General features: G+C 50.9%; 11 protein-coding genes. 5 read left to right on the forward strand and 6 right to left on the reverse strand.

All coding sequences use genetic code 11. From position 1 onward, the window contains the following. Positions 1-174: 174 nt before the first annotated feature. Positions 175-3,459, forward strand: coding sequence for a DEAD/DEAH box helicase (locus E4Z61_RS23960; RefSeq protein WP_240703824.1), 3,285 nt, complete (start codon positions 175-177; stop codon positions 3,457-3,459). Positions 3,460-3,571: 112 nt separating this feature from the next. Here E4Z61_RS23960 and dnaJ read toward each other — a convergent pair whose 3' ends face one another. Beyond that, positions 3,572-4,705, reverse strand: coding sequence for a molecular chaperone DnaJ (dnaJ, locus tag E4Z61_RS13485; RefSeq protein ID WP_135323217.1), 1,134 nt, complete (start codon positions 4,703-4,705; stop codon positions 3,572-3,574). An 85-nt stretch (positions 4,706-4,790) separates the two neighbouring features. After that, positions 4,791-6,707: a molecular chaperone DnaK gene (gene dnaK / locus E4Z61_RS13490; RefSeq protein WP_096758373.1), complete on the reverse strand. Its 1,917-nt coding sequence runs from the start codon at positions 6,705-6,707 to the stop codon at positions 4,791-4,793. 384 nt (positions 6,708-7,091) lie between these two features. On the opposite strand from dnaK, the gene E4Z61_RS13495 reads away from it, so the two are divergent. Then, positions 7,092-7,496, forward strand: a complete 405-nt coding sequence (locus E4Z61_RS13495) for a DUF2541 family protein (protein WP_135323218.1) — start codon at positions 7,092-7,094, stop codon at positions 7,494-7,496. A gap of 174 nt (positions 7,497-7,670) precedes the next feature. Next, the gene (gene satP / locus E4Z61_RS13500) at positions 7,671-8,237 is read left to right on the forward strand and encodes an acetate uptake transporter (protein WP_135323219.1); all 567 of its coding nucleotides are present in this window, start codon (positions 7,671-7,673) and stop codon (positions 8,235-8,237) included. 34 nt (positions 8,238-8,271) lie between these two features. Here satP and E4Z61_RS13505 read toward each other — a convergent pair whose 3' ends face one another. The 3 genes from E4Z61_RS13505 to tal all read right to left on the reverse strand — a co-directional run bounded on the left by E4Z61_RS13505 (position 8,272) and on the right by tal (position 11,355). After that, a complete protein-coding gene (locus tag E4Z61_RS13505) occupies positions 8,272-9,579 on the reverse strand; it encodes an MFS transporter (RefSeq protein WP_135323220.1) in 1,308 nt (435 codons plus the stop codon). A gap of 124 nt (positions 9,580-9,703) precedes the next feature. After that, a complete protein-coding gene (gene mog, locus E4Z61_RS13510; protein ID WP_135323221.1) occupies positions 9,704-10,291 on the reverse strand; it encodes a molybdopterin adenylyltransferase in 588 nt (195 codons plus the stop codon). Positions 10,292-10,401: 110 nt separating this feature from the next. Further along, the gene (gene tal, locus E4Z61_RS13515; RefSeq protein ID WP_135323222.1) at positions 10,402-11,355 is read right to left on the reverse strand and encodes a transaldolase; all 954 of its coding nucleotides are present in this window, start codon (positions 11,353-11,355) and stop codon (positions 10,402-10,404) included. A 274-nt stretch (positions 11,356-11,629) separates the two neighbouring features. Between tal and E4Z61_RS13520 the strand changes: the two genes are divergently transcribed. Together E4Z61_RS13520 and yaaA are read left to right on the forward strand one after the other, a co-directional pair. Then, positions 11,630-13,060: an alanine/glycine:cation symporter family protein gene (locus tag E4Z61_RS13520; protein WP_135323223.1), complete on the forward strand. Its 1,431-nt coding sequence runs from the start codon at positions 11,630-11,632 to the stop codon at positions 13,058-13,060. Between the two features lie 77 nt (positions 13,061-13,137). Continuing rightward, complete coding sequence (gene yaaA, locus E4Z61_RS13525; RefSeq protein WP_135323224.1) at positions 13,138-13,911, forward strand: peroxide stress protein YaaA; 774 nt, start codon at positions 13,138-13,140, stop codon at positions 13,909-13,911. Positions 13,912-13,957: 46 nt separating this feature from the next. On the opposite strand, the gene thrC is transcribed toward yaaA, so the two are convergent. Then, positions 13,958-15,244 carry a threonine synthase gene (thrC, locus tag E4Z61_RS13530; RefSeq protein ID WP_135323225.1) on the reverse strand — a complete coding sequence of 429 codons (1,287 nt, stop codon included), beginning with the start codon at positions 15,242-15,244 and terminating at the stop codon, positions 13,958-13,960.

The following is a 15,244-nucleotide window of genomic DNA, read 5'->3' on the forward strand; positions in this document are numbered from 1 at the left end:
TCATGATGAATGAATCGGTTTTTCCGAGCTAAAAATCTCAACCGCAATCAAGATGATCTACCGGGGCTATTCTCGCCAGAGAGAATGATATCCTCCGCTGAGGTCTACAAAAATTCTTGGATCAGAGTATTCTCGTATTCATTGATATATTGGGATAATAATCAAAGAGCTAAGATGGACTCGACACCTCGCCCGCAAGAAATACTGAGAACCTGGCAACGTATTGAATTTTTTCAACCTTATACGCTTGAAAGAAAAGAAAAAAGCCTGCTTATTCCGCTAAAAAAACTCATTACATTAGGTGATGCTTCACTTCCATGGCATTCAGAGAAATTACGCCAGCAATATGACATCCCACCTAAGGCATCATTCATTGTTCACGTGGGGCTATTCGAGAAAAGCATCGTCAGCAGCCTCAGTCAGGAGATTCTTGGACCAAATGAGGATAATGACGAAGAATGCGAACAGCGCCTGAATCAGGAAGGGACAACCTGTTTTGCTAAGATGCAGTTGAACGGAGAAGGGGTACCCGCGAGAGATAAACTGTCGGTAAGTTCGCTACCCTGGGCGTTGGGCCACCTAAAAAAACGTCAATTCCACAAACTCGACTCATCAGTCTTCGCAGCCGATTGTATGCATCTTGCCGATACCTTTAATGATTTCTGCGTTACGTTAGAGCCCGTTAGGGAAAAAGGCCCCGGTGTATTGCGCGCGAACGATATTCTCACGCTGCTCGACACTCATTTATCATCTTGGGCGGACTTTACACCTGAATGGCAATATGCAGTACAAATTGACTGGTTTAATGGCAATAGCGAGAACCAGGACACGGAACAAGAAGAAGCTAGCGAAACGGAAGACCCCATAAGCGACAATGAAAAGGCATTAGTACTCCCCATCTTAAATAGCTTCTTTTTTGAGGATATTGAAGATGCAATGTCATCACTGACAGACAATCAATGTCGAACTCTCAATACTTACCTCACTCACAGCGTTCACAGAAACCCGGATTTATATTCTCAGGAAGGACTAACAGCTATTATCGATAAGCTGAATCCTACCAAAATGCCTCTGGGACGCTGGCCTTCAGAGCCAGAGCACGCGATGTCATTAATGCAGCAGTTTGCAATTAATACGGCAGTAGAAGAGCTTGCTGAAGGTGGATTGCTATCAGTAAATGGACCTCCGGGAACGGGGAAAACGACGTTGCTGCGCGATTTAGTTGCGCATAATGTCGTTGAACGAGCGAGAGTGCTTGCGGGTTTCAGCAACGTGGAAGATACGCTTACCCATGAAGGCTTTATCGTCCCGGAACTGACCGGTTTCGAAATGATTGTGGCCTCGTCCAATAATGCAGCCGTAGAAAATATCTCTAACGAATTACCGCAAAAGAAATCGCTGGCCGAAGAATTTCGTTCTCTTGACTATTTGTCGCCGACCGCAAATCAAGTTGCAGCAAAATCCCTGCCCAAATCTGCGCATAAAAGAGATAAAGACGGAAAAGGAACTGAGCGTAATTACCACCTCTTTCGTCCTCTTGAGACAGAAAAACAGTGTTGGGGATTAATTTCAGCAGCTCTTAGAAGAAAGGCAAATCGTACAAAATTCGCCCAAAGATTACTGTTTGATGAGCATTTTTTACGCGATACATCAGTCGAAATGTTCAGACCGGACAACGAAAACTTTCTCAGCCTTTGGCGCTGGAAGTCTTGCCACAATAAGCTCTCTTTCACCGCAGCAAAGCAGCATTTCATTCACTGCCTTAAAACAACAGAAGAACTACAAAAACAGTTAGCAGAATTTGCCGATCTGCTGGCAAAAAAAACCGACTATTCATCTGATGTTCTGTCTTCGGACATGGCAAAAGCAGCAGTGCTATGTGAAGAGCGGCTTAGCGCACTTAAGGAATTTGAAACTGGGCGGGACGTAATTGAAAAACAGGTTCAGCATGCCCGGCAACAGCAAAAAATAGAGGAAGCCAATGCTCCTGGCCTGCTGACTCGTTTGCTCAATCGTAAAAAGGTACAGACTTACCAGACGTCATTACGTAACACACAACAGCATCTTTTAACTCTTAGCGCATCATTGATACATCAAGCACAGCACGTTGCCGAACAGCGTAAACAACTGAATGAGGCAGACGCCCAAAAACGCCGCTTACAGCAAGAAATAGATAGGATTACCCTGCAGCGGGAGGAAATAGAACAAAAATTGCGGATCCTGAAGGATAAGTTTTCAGGAATAGCTCTACCTGATAGCCATAAATCCATCGATAATGCAGGCTTACAGCGCACCGCATTCTGGCAAAATACCCAGATCAACCGCCAACGCTCGCTGTTATTTATGGCTGCGATGGATCTTCATCAAGCCTGGCTTTACGAGGCAATGGGGGGCATTGATCGCTTTAGAGAAATGTTCCTACTCCGCCTGAGGAACTTTTTAAATTCCCCTCATCTTGAGTCTACGCCACTACCTTGGTGGCAAACGCTATGCATGTTTGTCCCGGTACTCTCAACAACCTTTGCCTCAGTGGGACGTATGCTGCATGGAGTGAAAGGTGGCGAGCTTGGCTGGGTAATGATCGATGAAGCTGGCCAGGCATCACCTCAACAGGCCGTCGGTGCTATCTGGCGCGCCAGACGCGTACTCGTCGTGGGCGATCCGTTACAGATTGAGCCCGTATTCACCACCTCTCCATCACTGGTTAGACACCTTTGTCAGGACCTCTTACACGAACATGCTGAAAAGTGGAATCCAGAAAAGCTCTCAGTCCAACAGGTTGCCGATCGCGTCAATCATTGGGGCTGCAAATTAGAGATGATGAACAATAACATCTGGATTGGGATACCTTTATGGGTACATCGCCGTTGTATCGAACCCATGTTCAGTATTGCTAATAAACTGGCATACAATAACCGGATGATTCACGGGCTTGATACAGACAAAATCTGCAGTCGTCTCGTCAATGGCGAACTTGAAAACCACTGGTTGGTTTCAAGGGGTGGCTTGGGTGACAAGCAGTATCGAGATAGTCACGGTCAAAGCCTGATTACCCTGCTGGACCGTCTACTCGCGGAAAACATAGAGTTGGGGTCTATTTACGTTATTACACCATTCAAGGCTGTTAAGTATGCGTTGTTGGAACTGATTGAACAAAGAGAGCTAGCAAGCTGGCAACAATACTCACCGCGACTAAAACATAAAGAAATTAAAGAGTGGCAAAAAAGCTGTGTTGGTACGGTCCATACATTTCAGGGGAAAGAAAACGACATCGTTATTTTTGTTCTCGGATGTGATGTGCACAATCGCGGCGGTGCAGAATGGGCTTCGAGCAAACCTAATCTTCTGAACGTTGCCCTTACCCGAGCAAAAAACACATATTTGTTATTGGCGATCCCTTGGTATGGCAGACATTACCCGGATTTGAAAGTGTCGCACATGCCTTACCGGAAAAAATAGAGACCAACATCATTGTTGAACAGGTAAGCCTGGAGTGGCAGTGAGAGCCAAACCAAAAATAAAAGCCTGGGATCTTTCAATCCCAGGCTTTTATCAAATATACGCCAGTAAATTAGCGCGTCAGGTCGTCAAAGAATTTCTTCACGCCGTCGAAGAAGCTTTTGGAACGCGGGCTGTTTTGTTCACCCGTCGGGCCACCAAAACTGTCTTGCAGATCTTTAAGCAACTGTTTCTGCTTGTCGTTCAAACCCACCGGGGTTTCAACCACAACGCGGCACAGCAGATCGCCCTGAGCACCACCACGCACCGACTTAACGCCCTTACCGCGCATACGGAATAGTTTACCGGTTTGCGTTTCGCCAGGGACTTTTAACTTCACGCGACCATCCAGCGTCGGGACTTCAATCTCGCCACCCAGCGCAGCCATCGCAAAGTTGATCGGCACTTCACAGTACAGGTTATTGCCTTCACGCTCGAAAATCGGGTGCTGTTTCACCTGCACCTGAACGTACAAATCACCTGCCGGTGCGCCATGCTCGCCCGCTTCGCCTTCACCAGACAAGCGGATACGGTCGCCGGTATCAACCCCAGCCGGAATTTTAACGGACAGCGTTTTGCTCTTCTCAACGCGGCCATGCCCATGGCATTTGTTGCACGGATCTTTGATCAGCGTACCCCGGCCCTGACAGTGTGGACAGGTCTGCTGTACAGCAAAGAAGCCCTGACGCATCTGCACCTGGCCGGAACCGTGACAGGTCGGACAGGTCTGAGGCTGAGTCCCTGATTTCGCGCCGCTGCCGTGGCAAACGTCACACTCTTCCAGCGTAGGAATACGGATCTCTTTGGTGACGCCACGCACAGCTTCTTCCAGGGAGAGATCCATGTTGTAACGTAAATCCGCACCACGTGAGGCGCGCTGACGGCCACGACCACCGCCAAAGATATCGCCAAACACGTCACCAAAGATATCGCTGAAGTCAGCACCGCCGCCGAAACCGCCGCCGCCACCCATACCGCCTTGCTCAAACGCAGCATGGCCGTACTGATCGTAAGCAGCGCGTTTTTGCGCGTCGGTCAGGATCTCGTAGGCTTCTTTGATCTCTTTGAATTTGGCTTCGGCCTCTTTATCACCCTGGTTACGGTCTGGGTGAAATTTCATGGCCAGGCGCTTATAGGCCTTTTTGATTTCACGCTCTTCCGCTGTTTTGGAAACGCCTAAAATCTCGTAATAGTCTTGCTTAGCCATCTCTTTTTGTCTGCCCCTAACATGCGTGCACGGGCGGAGAGGAAACCTCTTCGCCCGTGCCAGTAATTACCCGTTCAAAGGGCGATTATTTTTTGTCTTTCACTTCTTCAAACTCAGCGTCGACAACGTCGTCATCTTTCGCGTTGTTTGCAGAAGCATCAGCTGAACCCGCCTGCTGCTGTGCATGCTGCTGCTGCGCGATTTCCATCAGTTTCTGGGAAACCTGCGCCAGAGCCTGCATTTTCGCTTCGATATCTGCTTTGTCTTCGCCTTTCAAAGACGTTTCCAGTGCAGTCAGAGCGGACTCGATAGCAGTTTTGTCGTCAGCCGGCAGTTTATCGCCTGCTTCTTCAACCTGCTTGCGAGTGCTATGCAGCAGATGGTCACCCTGGTTACGGGTCTGAACCAGCTCTTCAAACTTACGGTCAGATTCTGCGTTCGCTTCTGCTTCGCGAACCATTTTCTGAATTTCTTCTTCGTTCAGACCAGAAGAAGCCTTGATGGTGATCTTCTGCTCTTTACCGCTGTTTTTATCTTTCGCAGAAACGTGCAGGATACCGTCGGCATCGATATCGAAGGTTACTTCGATCTGCGGCATACCGCGCGGCGCCGGGCTAATACCATCCAGGTTAAACTGACCCAGATCTTTGTTATCAGCAGCACGTTTACGTTCACCCTGCAGCACATGGATGGTTACCGCAGACTGGTTGTCTTCAGCGGTAGAGAACACCTGGCTGTGCTTAGTCGGGATGGTGGTGTTTTTCGCGATCAGCGGAGTCATCACGCCGCCCATGGTTTCGATACCCAGAGACAGCGGGGTAACGTCCAGCAGCAGCACGTCTTTAACATCACCGGTCAATACACCACCCTGAACAGCAGCACCGATTGCTACGGCTTCGTCCGGGTTAACATCTTTACGTGGTTCTTTACCGAAGAACTCAGCAACTTTCTTCTGCACCATCGGCATACGTGTCTGACCACCGACCAGGATAACGTCCTGAACGTCGGAAACAGACAGGCCAGCATCCTGCAGAGCAACTTTCAGCGGCTCGATAGAACGGTTAACCAGGTCTTCTACCAGGCTCTCCAGTTTTGCACGAGTCACTTTGATGTTCATGTGTTTCGGGCCAGACGCATCTGCAGTGATGTACGGCAGGTTAACGTCGGTCTGCTGCGCAGAAGACAGCTCAATTTTCGCTTTCTCTGCGGCTTCTTTCAGGCGCTGCATTGCCAGCGGGTCGTTACGCAGGTCAATGCCCTGATCTTTCTTAAATTCGTCAACGAGGTAGTTGATCATACGGCTATCGAAGTCTTCACCACCGAGGTGGGTATCACCGTTGGTTGCCAGAACTTCGAAGGTTTTTTCACCGTCAACTTCGTCGATTTCGATAATAGAGATATCGAAAGTACCACCACCGAGGTCGTAGACCGCGATAGTACGGTTGCCGACTTCTTTATCCAGACCGTAAGCCAACGCTGCTGCGGTCGGTTCGTTGATGATACGTTTGACTTCCAGACCTGCGATACGACCGGCGTCTTTGGTCGCCTGACGCTGAGCATCGTTGAAGTAAGCAGGTACGGTGATAACCGCTTCAGTTACCGGTTCACCCAGGTAATCTTCAGCCGTTTTCTTCATTTTTTTCAGCACTTCAGCAGAAATCTGCGGCGGTGCCAGTTTCTGACCTTTTACGTCAATCCATGCATCACCGTTGTCAGCACCGATGATTTTGTACGGCATGATAGCTTCATCACGCTGCACTTCTTCGTCCTGGAAGCGGCGGCCAATCAGGCGTTTAATCGCAAACAGGGTGTTTTGCGGGTTTGTCACTGCCTGACGTTTAGCCGGCTGACCAACCAGAGTTTCACCATCCTGGGTATAAGCAATGATAGAAGGCGTGGTGCGATCGCCCTCGGCGTTCTCCAGCACACGTGCAGTAGTGCCATCCATAATCGCTACACAAGAGTTGGTAGTACCCAGGTCGATACCAATAATTTTACCCATCTAAACGTCTCCACTAAAAATTCTGTCATCAGGTGGTTGTGAATCTGTAATAAGGGCGAAACGTGCGTTTTCAACTACCCTGAATCGTTTTTTTTCAGACTCACCACTGCGGTTGTCTACAAGATGGGGTCGTAACCCACGTCATCAAGGGGGGCATGCAAATTTTTTTTAGTCCGATCGTAATAAAATGAGAGAAAGCGGGCAGAAAAGCAGGAAAACCAATAGTCACCGCCCCAAAATAATTCATAAAACCAATATTATAAATATCAGTCATTCACCTTGAAATTGTAATAAAAAGAAAAGATTACAAACATGAACTGTTTTTCCAACGGCAGTATTATGGTGACTGGCAATCTACTTTTGAACCCGTCAAAGAGAAATCTCATGAAATCCATGTTAACCCTTCCCGCCAGCCTGCTGATGGGTCTGCTACTGAGCAGCGCTGCACATGCTAACGATCATAAAGTCCTGGGAATGATTGCCATGCCCAGAAATGCAACCAACGATCTCACGCTAAGAATCCCCGTTTGCCGCGTGGTGAAGCGTATTCAGTTGGTGGCAGACCGTGGCGATATCAAACTAAATGGAGCTTCCGTTTATTTTAAAGCCGCACGCATGTCCAGCCAGAGCCTGAGTGTCCCTTCTTCTATCAAAGAGGGGCAGACGACCAGTTGGATCAACATTAATAACGACAACGACAACAAACGATGCGTGTCCAAAATCACCTTCTCTGGCCAGTCAGTCAATTCCTCCGACATGGCGACATTAAAAGTCATTGGTGATGACTAATCTCTACCCCACCTTTCAGCCATGATGTTTATCACTGGGGAAAAAAATTCATTTTCCCCTCATCAGATCATAGACAGCCCCCTCTCCCCTGATTATCATGCCGCGCCCCGAAGACAGTGATCGTTATTCGGGGAAACTATTTCACCATTCAATCAATGATGATTTTGAGGAATTATGGGCAACACTAAGTTGGCTAATCCGGCACCGCTGGGCCTGATGGGCTTCGGCATGACCACCATTCTGCTTAACCTGCATAACGCGGGTTTCTTCGCCCTTGACGGTATTATTTTGGCGATGGGATTGTTCTACGGCGGCATCGCGCAAATTTTTGCTGGTCTGCTGGAATATAAAAAGGGCAATACCTTCGGCTTAACCGCCTTTACCTCTTACGGCTCTTTCTGGCTGACGCTGGTCGCGATCCTGTTAATGCCGAAAATGGGTCTGACGGAAGCACCGAACGTGCAGTTCCTGGGCGTATACCTGGGTCTGTGGGGCGTGTTCACACTGTTCATGTTCTTCGGCACGCTGAAAGCTAACCGCGCGTTGCAGTTTGTCTTCCTGAGCCTGACCGTATTGTTCGCCCTGCTGGCTGTGGGCAATATTGCGGGTAACGAAGCGATTATCCACGTTGCTGGCTGGGTTGGCTTAGTGTGTGGCGCAAGCGCCATTTACCTGGCGATGGGTGAAGTGCTGAACGAACAGTTTGGCCGCACCATCCTGCCGATTGGTGAAGCGCACTAATCTGCCTTTATCCCCCCGCAAGGGGGGATAATCCTTACAGACGCTGTAATTCTCCGTCAACGTCTGTATCACGATGATAAATATCCTGTCGCAGCCAAATCCCCAGTCCTAACCCCACCAGCGAAAGCGCCAGTACGTACCAGGCAGGAGCCATCGGTGACACACTCATCAACATCGTTACTGCGATCGGCGTCAAACCACCGAAAATGGCATATGAGACGTTATAGGAAAAGGAAATGCCGGTAAAACGGACTTCCGCCGGAAACGCCCGCACCATCACGTAAGGCACTGCGCCGACCACGCCAACGCACAACCCAACCAGACCGTACAACCAAAACAGGTATTCGGGATGACTGCTGGTCAGGTGATAGAAAAACCAGCTAGAACAAGCCAGCAGCAAGCTACCGACAATAAAGGTTTTACTGGCACCCACTCTGTCGACCACAAATCCAGCCAGCAGGCACCCGATGCACAGCATAATAGTGGCAACGCTGTTGGCCTGTAAGGTCAGCGCAGGGGCAAAACCATACTGTTTTTGCAGCCAGACGGGGGACATCAGGATCACCACCACAATCCCCGCCGAGAGCAGCCAGGTCAGCAGCATTGATACCACCACCGCTTTTTTATGCTTGCTCACCACCGACTTTACCGGTAGCTCTTGCGCCAACGCTTTGCGCTGCTGCATCTCGAGGAAGATGGGCGTCTCCTGCAGCCAGCGGCGCAGATACATTGCCACCAGCCCAAACGCGCCCCCCAGCAGGAAAGGAATACGCCAGCCGTACTCATGCACTGCCTGCTGCGTCAGGCTGGTATTCACCAACGTGGCCACTACCGAGCCAAGAAGAATACCCACCGTTAACCCGGCTGTCAGCGTTCCGCAGGCAATGCCAATGCGGTGCTCCGGAACGTGTTCGGCAACAAACACCCACGCTCCCGGCACTTCTCCCCCAATGGCAGCGCCCTGCAAGATACGCATCAGTAGCAGCAACAGCGGGGCCAAGATCCCCATCGAGGCATAAGTCGGTAGCAGACCTATCGCCAGCGTTGGGATCGCCATCAGCAAAATGCTCAGAGTGAACATTTTCTTGCGCCCAACTAGATCGCCAAAATGCGCCATGATGATGCCGCCCAGCGGGCGCGCCAGATAGCCTGCGGCAAAAATACCGAAGGTTTGCACCTGACGTAGCCATTCGGGGATGTCTGCGGGGAAGAATAGCTCACCCACAACAGCGGCAAAGAAGACGAAGATAATGAAATCATAAAACTCAAGCGCCCCGCCGAGGGCAGCGAGCGAAAGGGTTTTATAATCCTGGCGGTTCAGCGGTCGAGAATGTTGTGACATAGCAAACCATGCGTCAGTGGAGTGATTGAACGTGCTTATCGATACATGTAAAACAAACATTACTATATCGTAAACAATTCAATACTCCACCGGCAATATTCTTTATGTCACGAAAAGGCTACTTTCAGGTATTTGTATCGCGTATAGCGCTTTTAGGCCGAAAAGATGCTACTACTGCTGGGGTGGTTTCCACATACGGCCCATCCAGCAACTGTATACAATACGGTACACTTGCAAAAATACCCGCCACGATAACCTTACCGTCGGCGTCTTTCACACCTTCCAGCGTTTCTTTGATCGATTTCGGCTGGCCTGGCAAATTCAGGATCAGCGCCTGCTTACGAATCACCCCAACCTGACGGGAGAGGATCGCCGTTGGCACAAAGTGCAGGCTTATCTGGCGCATTTGCTCACCAAAGCCAGGCATCTGCCTGTCGGCAACCGCCAGCGTAGCATCAGGGGTGACGTCGCGACGAGCTGGGCCGGTGCCGCCGGTGGTCAACACCAGGTGGCAGCTCATTTCATCAACCAGTTCGCACAATGTTTGTTCGATGATGGCCTGCTCGTCCGGTATCAACCGGGTTTGCAGTTCAAAAGGAGTTATCAGGGCAGACGCCAGCCACTCTTCGAGAGCAGGGATACCTTTATCCTGATAAACGCCGCTAGAGGCACGGTCAGAAATAGAAACTAAGCCAATGCGTAAAGTATTCATGATTATTCCGTTTAAACAGTCTCGTTAAACAGAATGATACACTGCGAAGGGAAGGACAGACAGGTTTCAGAAGAGGTAGCGTGACCCCTGTCAGGGCCACGCTCTAATGATTACAGCAGATCGCCGATCATTTTTTCCAGTTTGCCCTGGTCTACAGCAAACTTACGGATACCGTCCGCCAGTTTGTCTACAGCCATCGGATCCTGGTTGTGCTGCCACAGGAACTCAGCTTCGGTGATACGCGCAGGACGCGCTTTCACTTCGCCAGAGAAGGACAGTTTACGCTCGAGAGCGCCTTCGCTTTCCGCCAGCTCTTTCAGCAGCGCCGGGGCAATCGTCAGACGATCACAACCCGCCAGCTCAATGATTTCACCGATGTTACGGAAGCTTGCGCCCATCACCACGGTTTCATAACCGTGCTGTTTGTAGTACTCATATATTTCGGTAACGGAAACCACTCCCGGATCTTCTGCCGGTGCGTACTCTTTCTTGTCGGTATTGGCTTTGTACCAGTCCAGAATACGGCCAACGAACGGAGAAATCAGGTACACGCCTGCTTCTGCACAGGCACGCGCCTGCGCAAAGGAGAACAGCAGAGTCAGGTTACAGTTGATGCCTTCTTTTTCCAGTTGCTCTGCAGCACGGATACCCTGCCAGGTAGAAGCCAGTTTGATAAGAATGCGATCGTTGCTGATGCCAGCATCGTTGTACAGTTTGATCAAGCGTTTCGCTTTCGCGATAGACGCGTCGGTGTCGTAGGACAGGCGAGCGTCAACTTCAGTGGAGATGCGACCCGGGACCAGTTTCAGGATCTCCAGACCGATGTTTACCGCCAGTTTGTCGGTCGCGTCGACAACCTGCTGCGCGCGATCGTTGCTCTGCTGCTTAGCCCAGGCCACAGCGTCATCAATCAGCTTGCGGTATTCCGGGATCTGCGCTGCGTTAAGAATGAGAGAAGGGTTAGTTGTGGCATCCTGAGGCTGATACAGCTTCATTGCCGCGATATCTCCGGTGTCGGCCACTACAGTGGTGAACTGACGAAGGGAGGTCAATTTGTCCGTCATGATAGCGATTCTCTTTAAACAGCTTGTTAGGGGGATGTAACCGATCTTTCCTGATGATAGCACGACGCACTCTCAGCGCAACCGCCGGGAGTGCCTCACCTGCCGTTCAGCCCTGATTACGCATCTCAGGGCCCGTAGTGCGCAATTAAGGAGTCAGCCAGATGTTATGGTAAACTCCCGCTATCAATCTCATTACAAGGTTTATACTGTCCGATAATTGGTAGCGCTTACACGGGGATATTAGCGCGTACCGGCATCAACAAGAGGGATGTTAATGCCTGATTTTTTCGCATTTATTAATGAAGTACTCTGGGGTTCGGTGATGATCTACCTCCTGCTTGGTGCAGGATGCTGGTTCACCTGGCGTACGGGGTTCATTCAGTTTCGCTATATTCGCCAGTTCGGTAAAAGCCTTAAAAATAGCCTCAACCCGCAGCCGGGCGGCTTAACCTCATTTCAAGCCCTATGTACCAGTCTCGGCGCACGTATTGGTAGCGGAAACCTGGCAGGCGTTGCCCTGGCCATTGCCGCAGGTGGCGCTGGGGCTGTCTTCTGGATGTGGGTCTCCGCAGTCATTGGTATGGCAACCTCGTTTGCCGAGTGTTCACTTGCCCAACTGTATAAAGAACGCGACAGTAAAGGTCAGTTTCGCGGCGGGCCTGCGTGGTATATGGCTCGCGGGCTGGGCATGCGCTGGATGGGCGTTCTGTTCGCTGTCTTTTTACTCATTGCCTATGGTTTTATTTTTAATAGCGTCCAGGCGAACTCGGTCTCGCGTGCGCTGGAGTTTGCTTTTGACATCCCGCCGCTTGCGTCCGGTGTCTCACTGGCGTTGCTATCCTTGCTGGTTATCGTCGGTGGCATTAAAGGCGTTGCCCGTCTGATGCAATGGTTCGTTCCATTAATGGCCTTACTGTGGGTAAGCAGCAGCATCATTATTTGCCTGTGGCATATTGGGCAACTGCCCGAGATTATCGTCACTATTATAAAAAACGCCTTTGGCTGGCAGGAAGCCGCCGCTGGCGCTGCCGGGTATACGTTAAGCCAGGCCATTGCCAGCGGCTTTCAACGCGGCATGTTCTCTAATGAGGCCGGAATGGGATCTACCCCAAATGCAGCCGCTGCCGCGGCCTCATGGCCTCCACATCCCGTCGCCCAGGGCATTGTGCAAATGATTGGTGTATTAGTCGATACGTTGATTATCTGTACGGCCAGCGCAATGATTATTCTGCTGGCGGGTAATGGAACCACCTACATGCCGATGGAAGGTATCCAGTTGGTTCAGAAAGCAATGGTAACGCTCACGGGTGAATGGGGAGCAGGATTTGTCGCCCTGATTGTTATCATGTTCGCTTTCAGTTCTATCGTCGCCAACTATATCTATGCTGAAAACAACCTGGTCTTCCTGCATCTGGACAATATCCGGGTTATCTGGCTTTTGCGCATTGCTACTGTCGGTACCGTCATCGCTGGCACCTTAGTCAGCTTCCCGCTGGTGTGGCAGCTTGCAGACATTATTATGGCCTGCATGGCCATCACTAACCTGACGGCGATTCTGCTGCTCTCGCCGGTTGTCCATACCCTCGCCAGCGATTATCTGCGCCAACGAAAACTTGGCGTGCGGCCAGAATTTGATCTACGCCGTTATCCCGATATCAGACAACAGCTTGCGCCCGATGCCTGGGATAAAACGCCGCGCGAGTAGCGCGGCAATCGCAACCATCGATCAATTCTGTCGTTTTTTTTGCTACAGTCGCAGTAAATCTCCCGCAAGGACTGGATATGCTGATTCTGATTTCACCCGCAAAAACACTCGACTACCAAAGTCCACTGGCAACCGCGCGTCATACGTTGCCCGAGTTGCTGGATCATTCCCAGCAGCTTATCCACGAAGCGCGTCAGCTTTCTGCACCGCAGATTGGCAAGCTGATGGGGATTAGCGACAAGCTGGCGGACCTGAACGCCACCCGCTTCCATGACTGGCAGCCTGACTTCACGCCTGACAATGCGCGCCAGGCCATTCTGGCGTTTAAGGGCGATGTATATACCGGATTACAGGCAGAAACCTTCAGCGAGGCGGATTTCGACTTTGCCCAGCAGCATTTACGCATGCTGTCCGGACTGTACGGCGTGCTGCGCCCACTGGATCTGATGCAGCCTTACCGCCTCGAGATGGGCATTCGCCTTGCCAATGCCAAAGGGAAAGATCTCTACCAGTTCTGGGGTGATATCATCACTGATAAACTGAACGAAGCGCTGGAAGCGCAAGGCGACAGCGTGGTCATCAACCTCGCCTCGGATGAGTATTTTAAATCCGTGAAACCGAAAAAACTGAACGCGGAGCTGATCAAACCGGTTTTCCTTGACGAGAAAAACGGCAAGTTCAAAGTGATCAGTTTCTATGCCAAAAAAGCGCGTGGCCTGATGAGCCGCTACATCATCGAAAACCGCTTAACCAGACCGGAACAGCTGACCGCATTTAACAGCGAAGGCTATTTCTTTGATGAAGAAGCATCAGGTAAAGGCGAGTTGGTATTTAAACGTCACGAACAGTAATGGAAGAATGCCGGATGGCGGCGAGCGTCGCCATCCGGTACAGCAGTTAACCCCGGGTCATCATCAGCTGACGCAGCGCAGCAAAATCAGCGGGCAGATGATGAGACAACAGCGGCAAGTTAGCGCGTTCCGCCAGTTCTTTTGGCAGAGCCAACGTAAGATCAAGAATCTCTTCAACGCTTTCTTTAAACTTCGCCGGATGTGCAGTGCCGAGGAACAGACCATACTCGCCTGGGTTCAACTGGTCACGCAGCGCACGGTAAGCCACCGCCGCGTGGGGTTCAGAGGTGTAACCCATCTCATGCAGCTCACGCATTGTGTCCTGAGTGGTCGCGTCATCAATGGCCGCGTAGCCCAGTTCATTCAAACGCCAGATTTTACGGCGGAATAGTTCTTCCACACGCGGCCAGTTGTTCGGCTGGCTGACGTCCATGGCATTCGATAAGGTCGCCTGGGTGGCTTTCGGCGCCCACTCACCTTCTTTAAGGAAACGCGGAACCGTATCGTTGACGTTGGTTGCGGCGATAAAACGCTTCACCGGCAGACCGAGTGATTTCGCCAGCAGCCCGGCCGTCAGATCGCCAAAGTTGCCGCTGGGAACGGAGACAACCAGCTGATTTCGCGCCTCCTGCGGCAGTTGAGCCACAGCCTCGAAGTAGTAGCAGATTTGCGCCAGCAAACGGCTGATGTTGATCGAGTTGGCCGAGTTTAATCCCAGCGCCACCTTCAGTTCTTCATCATCAAACGCCTTTTTCACCAGCGCCTGACAGGCATCAAAATCACCGTCAATGGCGACAGTTTCAATATTTCCGCCCAGCGTACAGAACAGTTTTTCCTGTAACGGGCTGATCTTACCGTTCGGATAGAGGATAACCACACGCACATTCTTCAGGCCATAAAAGGCATGCGCGACCGCTGCTCCGGTATCTCCAGAAGTGGCCGTCAGAATAGTCACCGGCTTGTCGCCGCTGATGTGCGTCAGCATCTGCGCCATAAAGCGCCCACCAAAATCTTTAAAAGCCAGCGTCGGGCCGTGGAACAGTTCCAGACAACCGACATCCCCCGCCACCTGAGCGACCGGCGCCGGAAACGCAAACGCCGCACGCACGCGCTCCGCGAGGACGTCGTGTGCAATTTCATCACCAATAAATGCGGACAGGATCTTTGCGCTACGGCTGACAAAATCCAGTTTCAGCATCTCATCAATTTCGGTCAGGCTAAATTCCGGCAGATCGTGCGGGAAAAAGAGTCCCTGTTTTCTCCCCAGCCCTTGCGTGACGGCCTGCGCGAAACTGACCTGCTCGTTATGATCTTTAAGATTGTAGAGTTTCAT

Source organism: Citrobacter tructae (assembly GCF_004684345.1).
In the GTDB taxonomy this organism is placed as follows: Bacteria; Pseudomonadota; Gammaproteobacteria; order Enterobacterales; family Enterobacteriaceae; genus Citrobacter; species Citrobacter tructae.

Coding starts and splice junctions, on each gene's coding strand:
- E4Z61_RS23960 (WP_240703824.1), top strand. CDS start 175: ATGGACTCGACACCTCGCCCGCAAGAAATACTGAGAACCTGGCAACGT.
- dnaJ (WP_135323217.1), bottom strand. CDS start 4,705: ATGGCTAAGCAAGACTATTACGAGATTTTAGGCGTTTCCAAAACAGCG.
- dnaK (WP_096758373.1), bottom strand. CDS start 6,707: ATGGGTAAAATTATTGGTATCGACCTGGGTACTACCAACTCTTGTGTA.
- E4Z61_RS13495 (WP_135323218.1), top strand. CDS start 7,092: ATGAAATCCATGTTAACCCTTCCCGCCAGCCTGCTGATGGGTCTGCTA.
- satP (WP_135323219.1), top strand. CDS start 7,671: ATGGGCAACACTAAGTTGGCTAATCCGGCACCGCTGGGCCTGATGGGC.
- E4Z61_RS13505 (WP_135323220.1), bottom strand. CDS start 9,579: ATGTCACAACATTCTCGACCGCTGAACCGCCAGGATTATAAAACCCTT.
- mog (WP_135323221.1), bottom strand. CDS start 10,291: ATGAATACTTTACGCATTGGCTTAGTTTCTATTTCTGACCGTGCCTCT.
- tal (WP_135323222.1), bottom strand. CDS start 11,355: ATGACGGACAAATTGACCTCCCTTCGTCAGTTCACCACTGTAGTGGCC.
- E4Z61_RS13520 (WP_135323223.1), top strand. CDS start 11,630: ATGCCTGATTTTTTCGCATTTATTAATGAAGTACTCTGGGGTTCGGTG.
- yaaA (WP_135323224.1), top strand. CDS start 13,138: ATGCTGATTCTGATTTCACCCGCAAAAACACTCGACTACCAAAGTCCA.
- thrC (WP_135323225.1), bottom strand. CDS start 15,244: ATGAAACTCTACAATCTTAAAGATCATAACGAGCAGGTCAGTTTCGCG.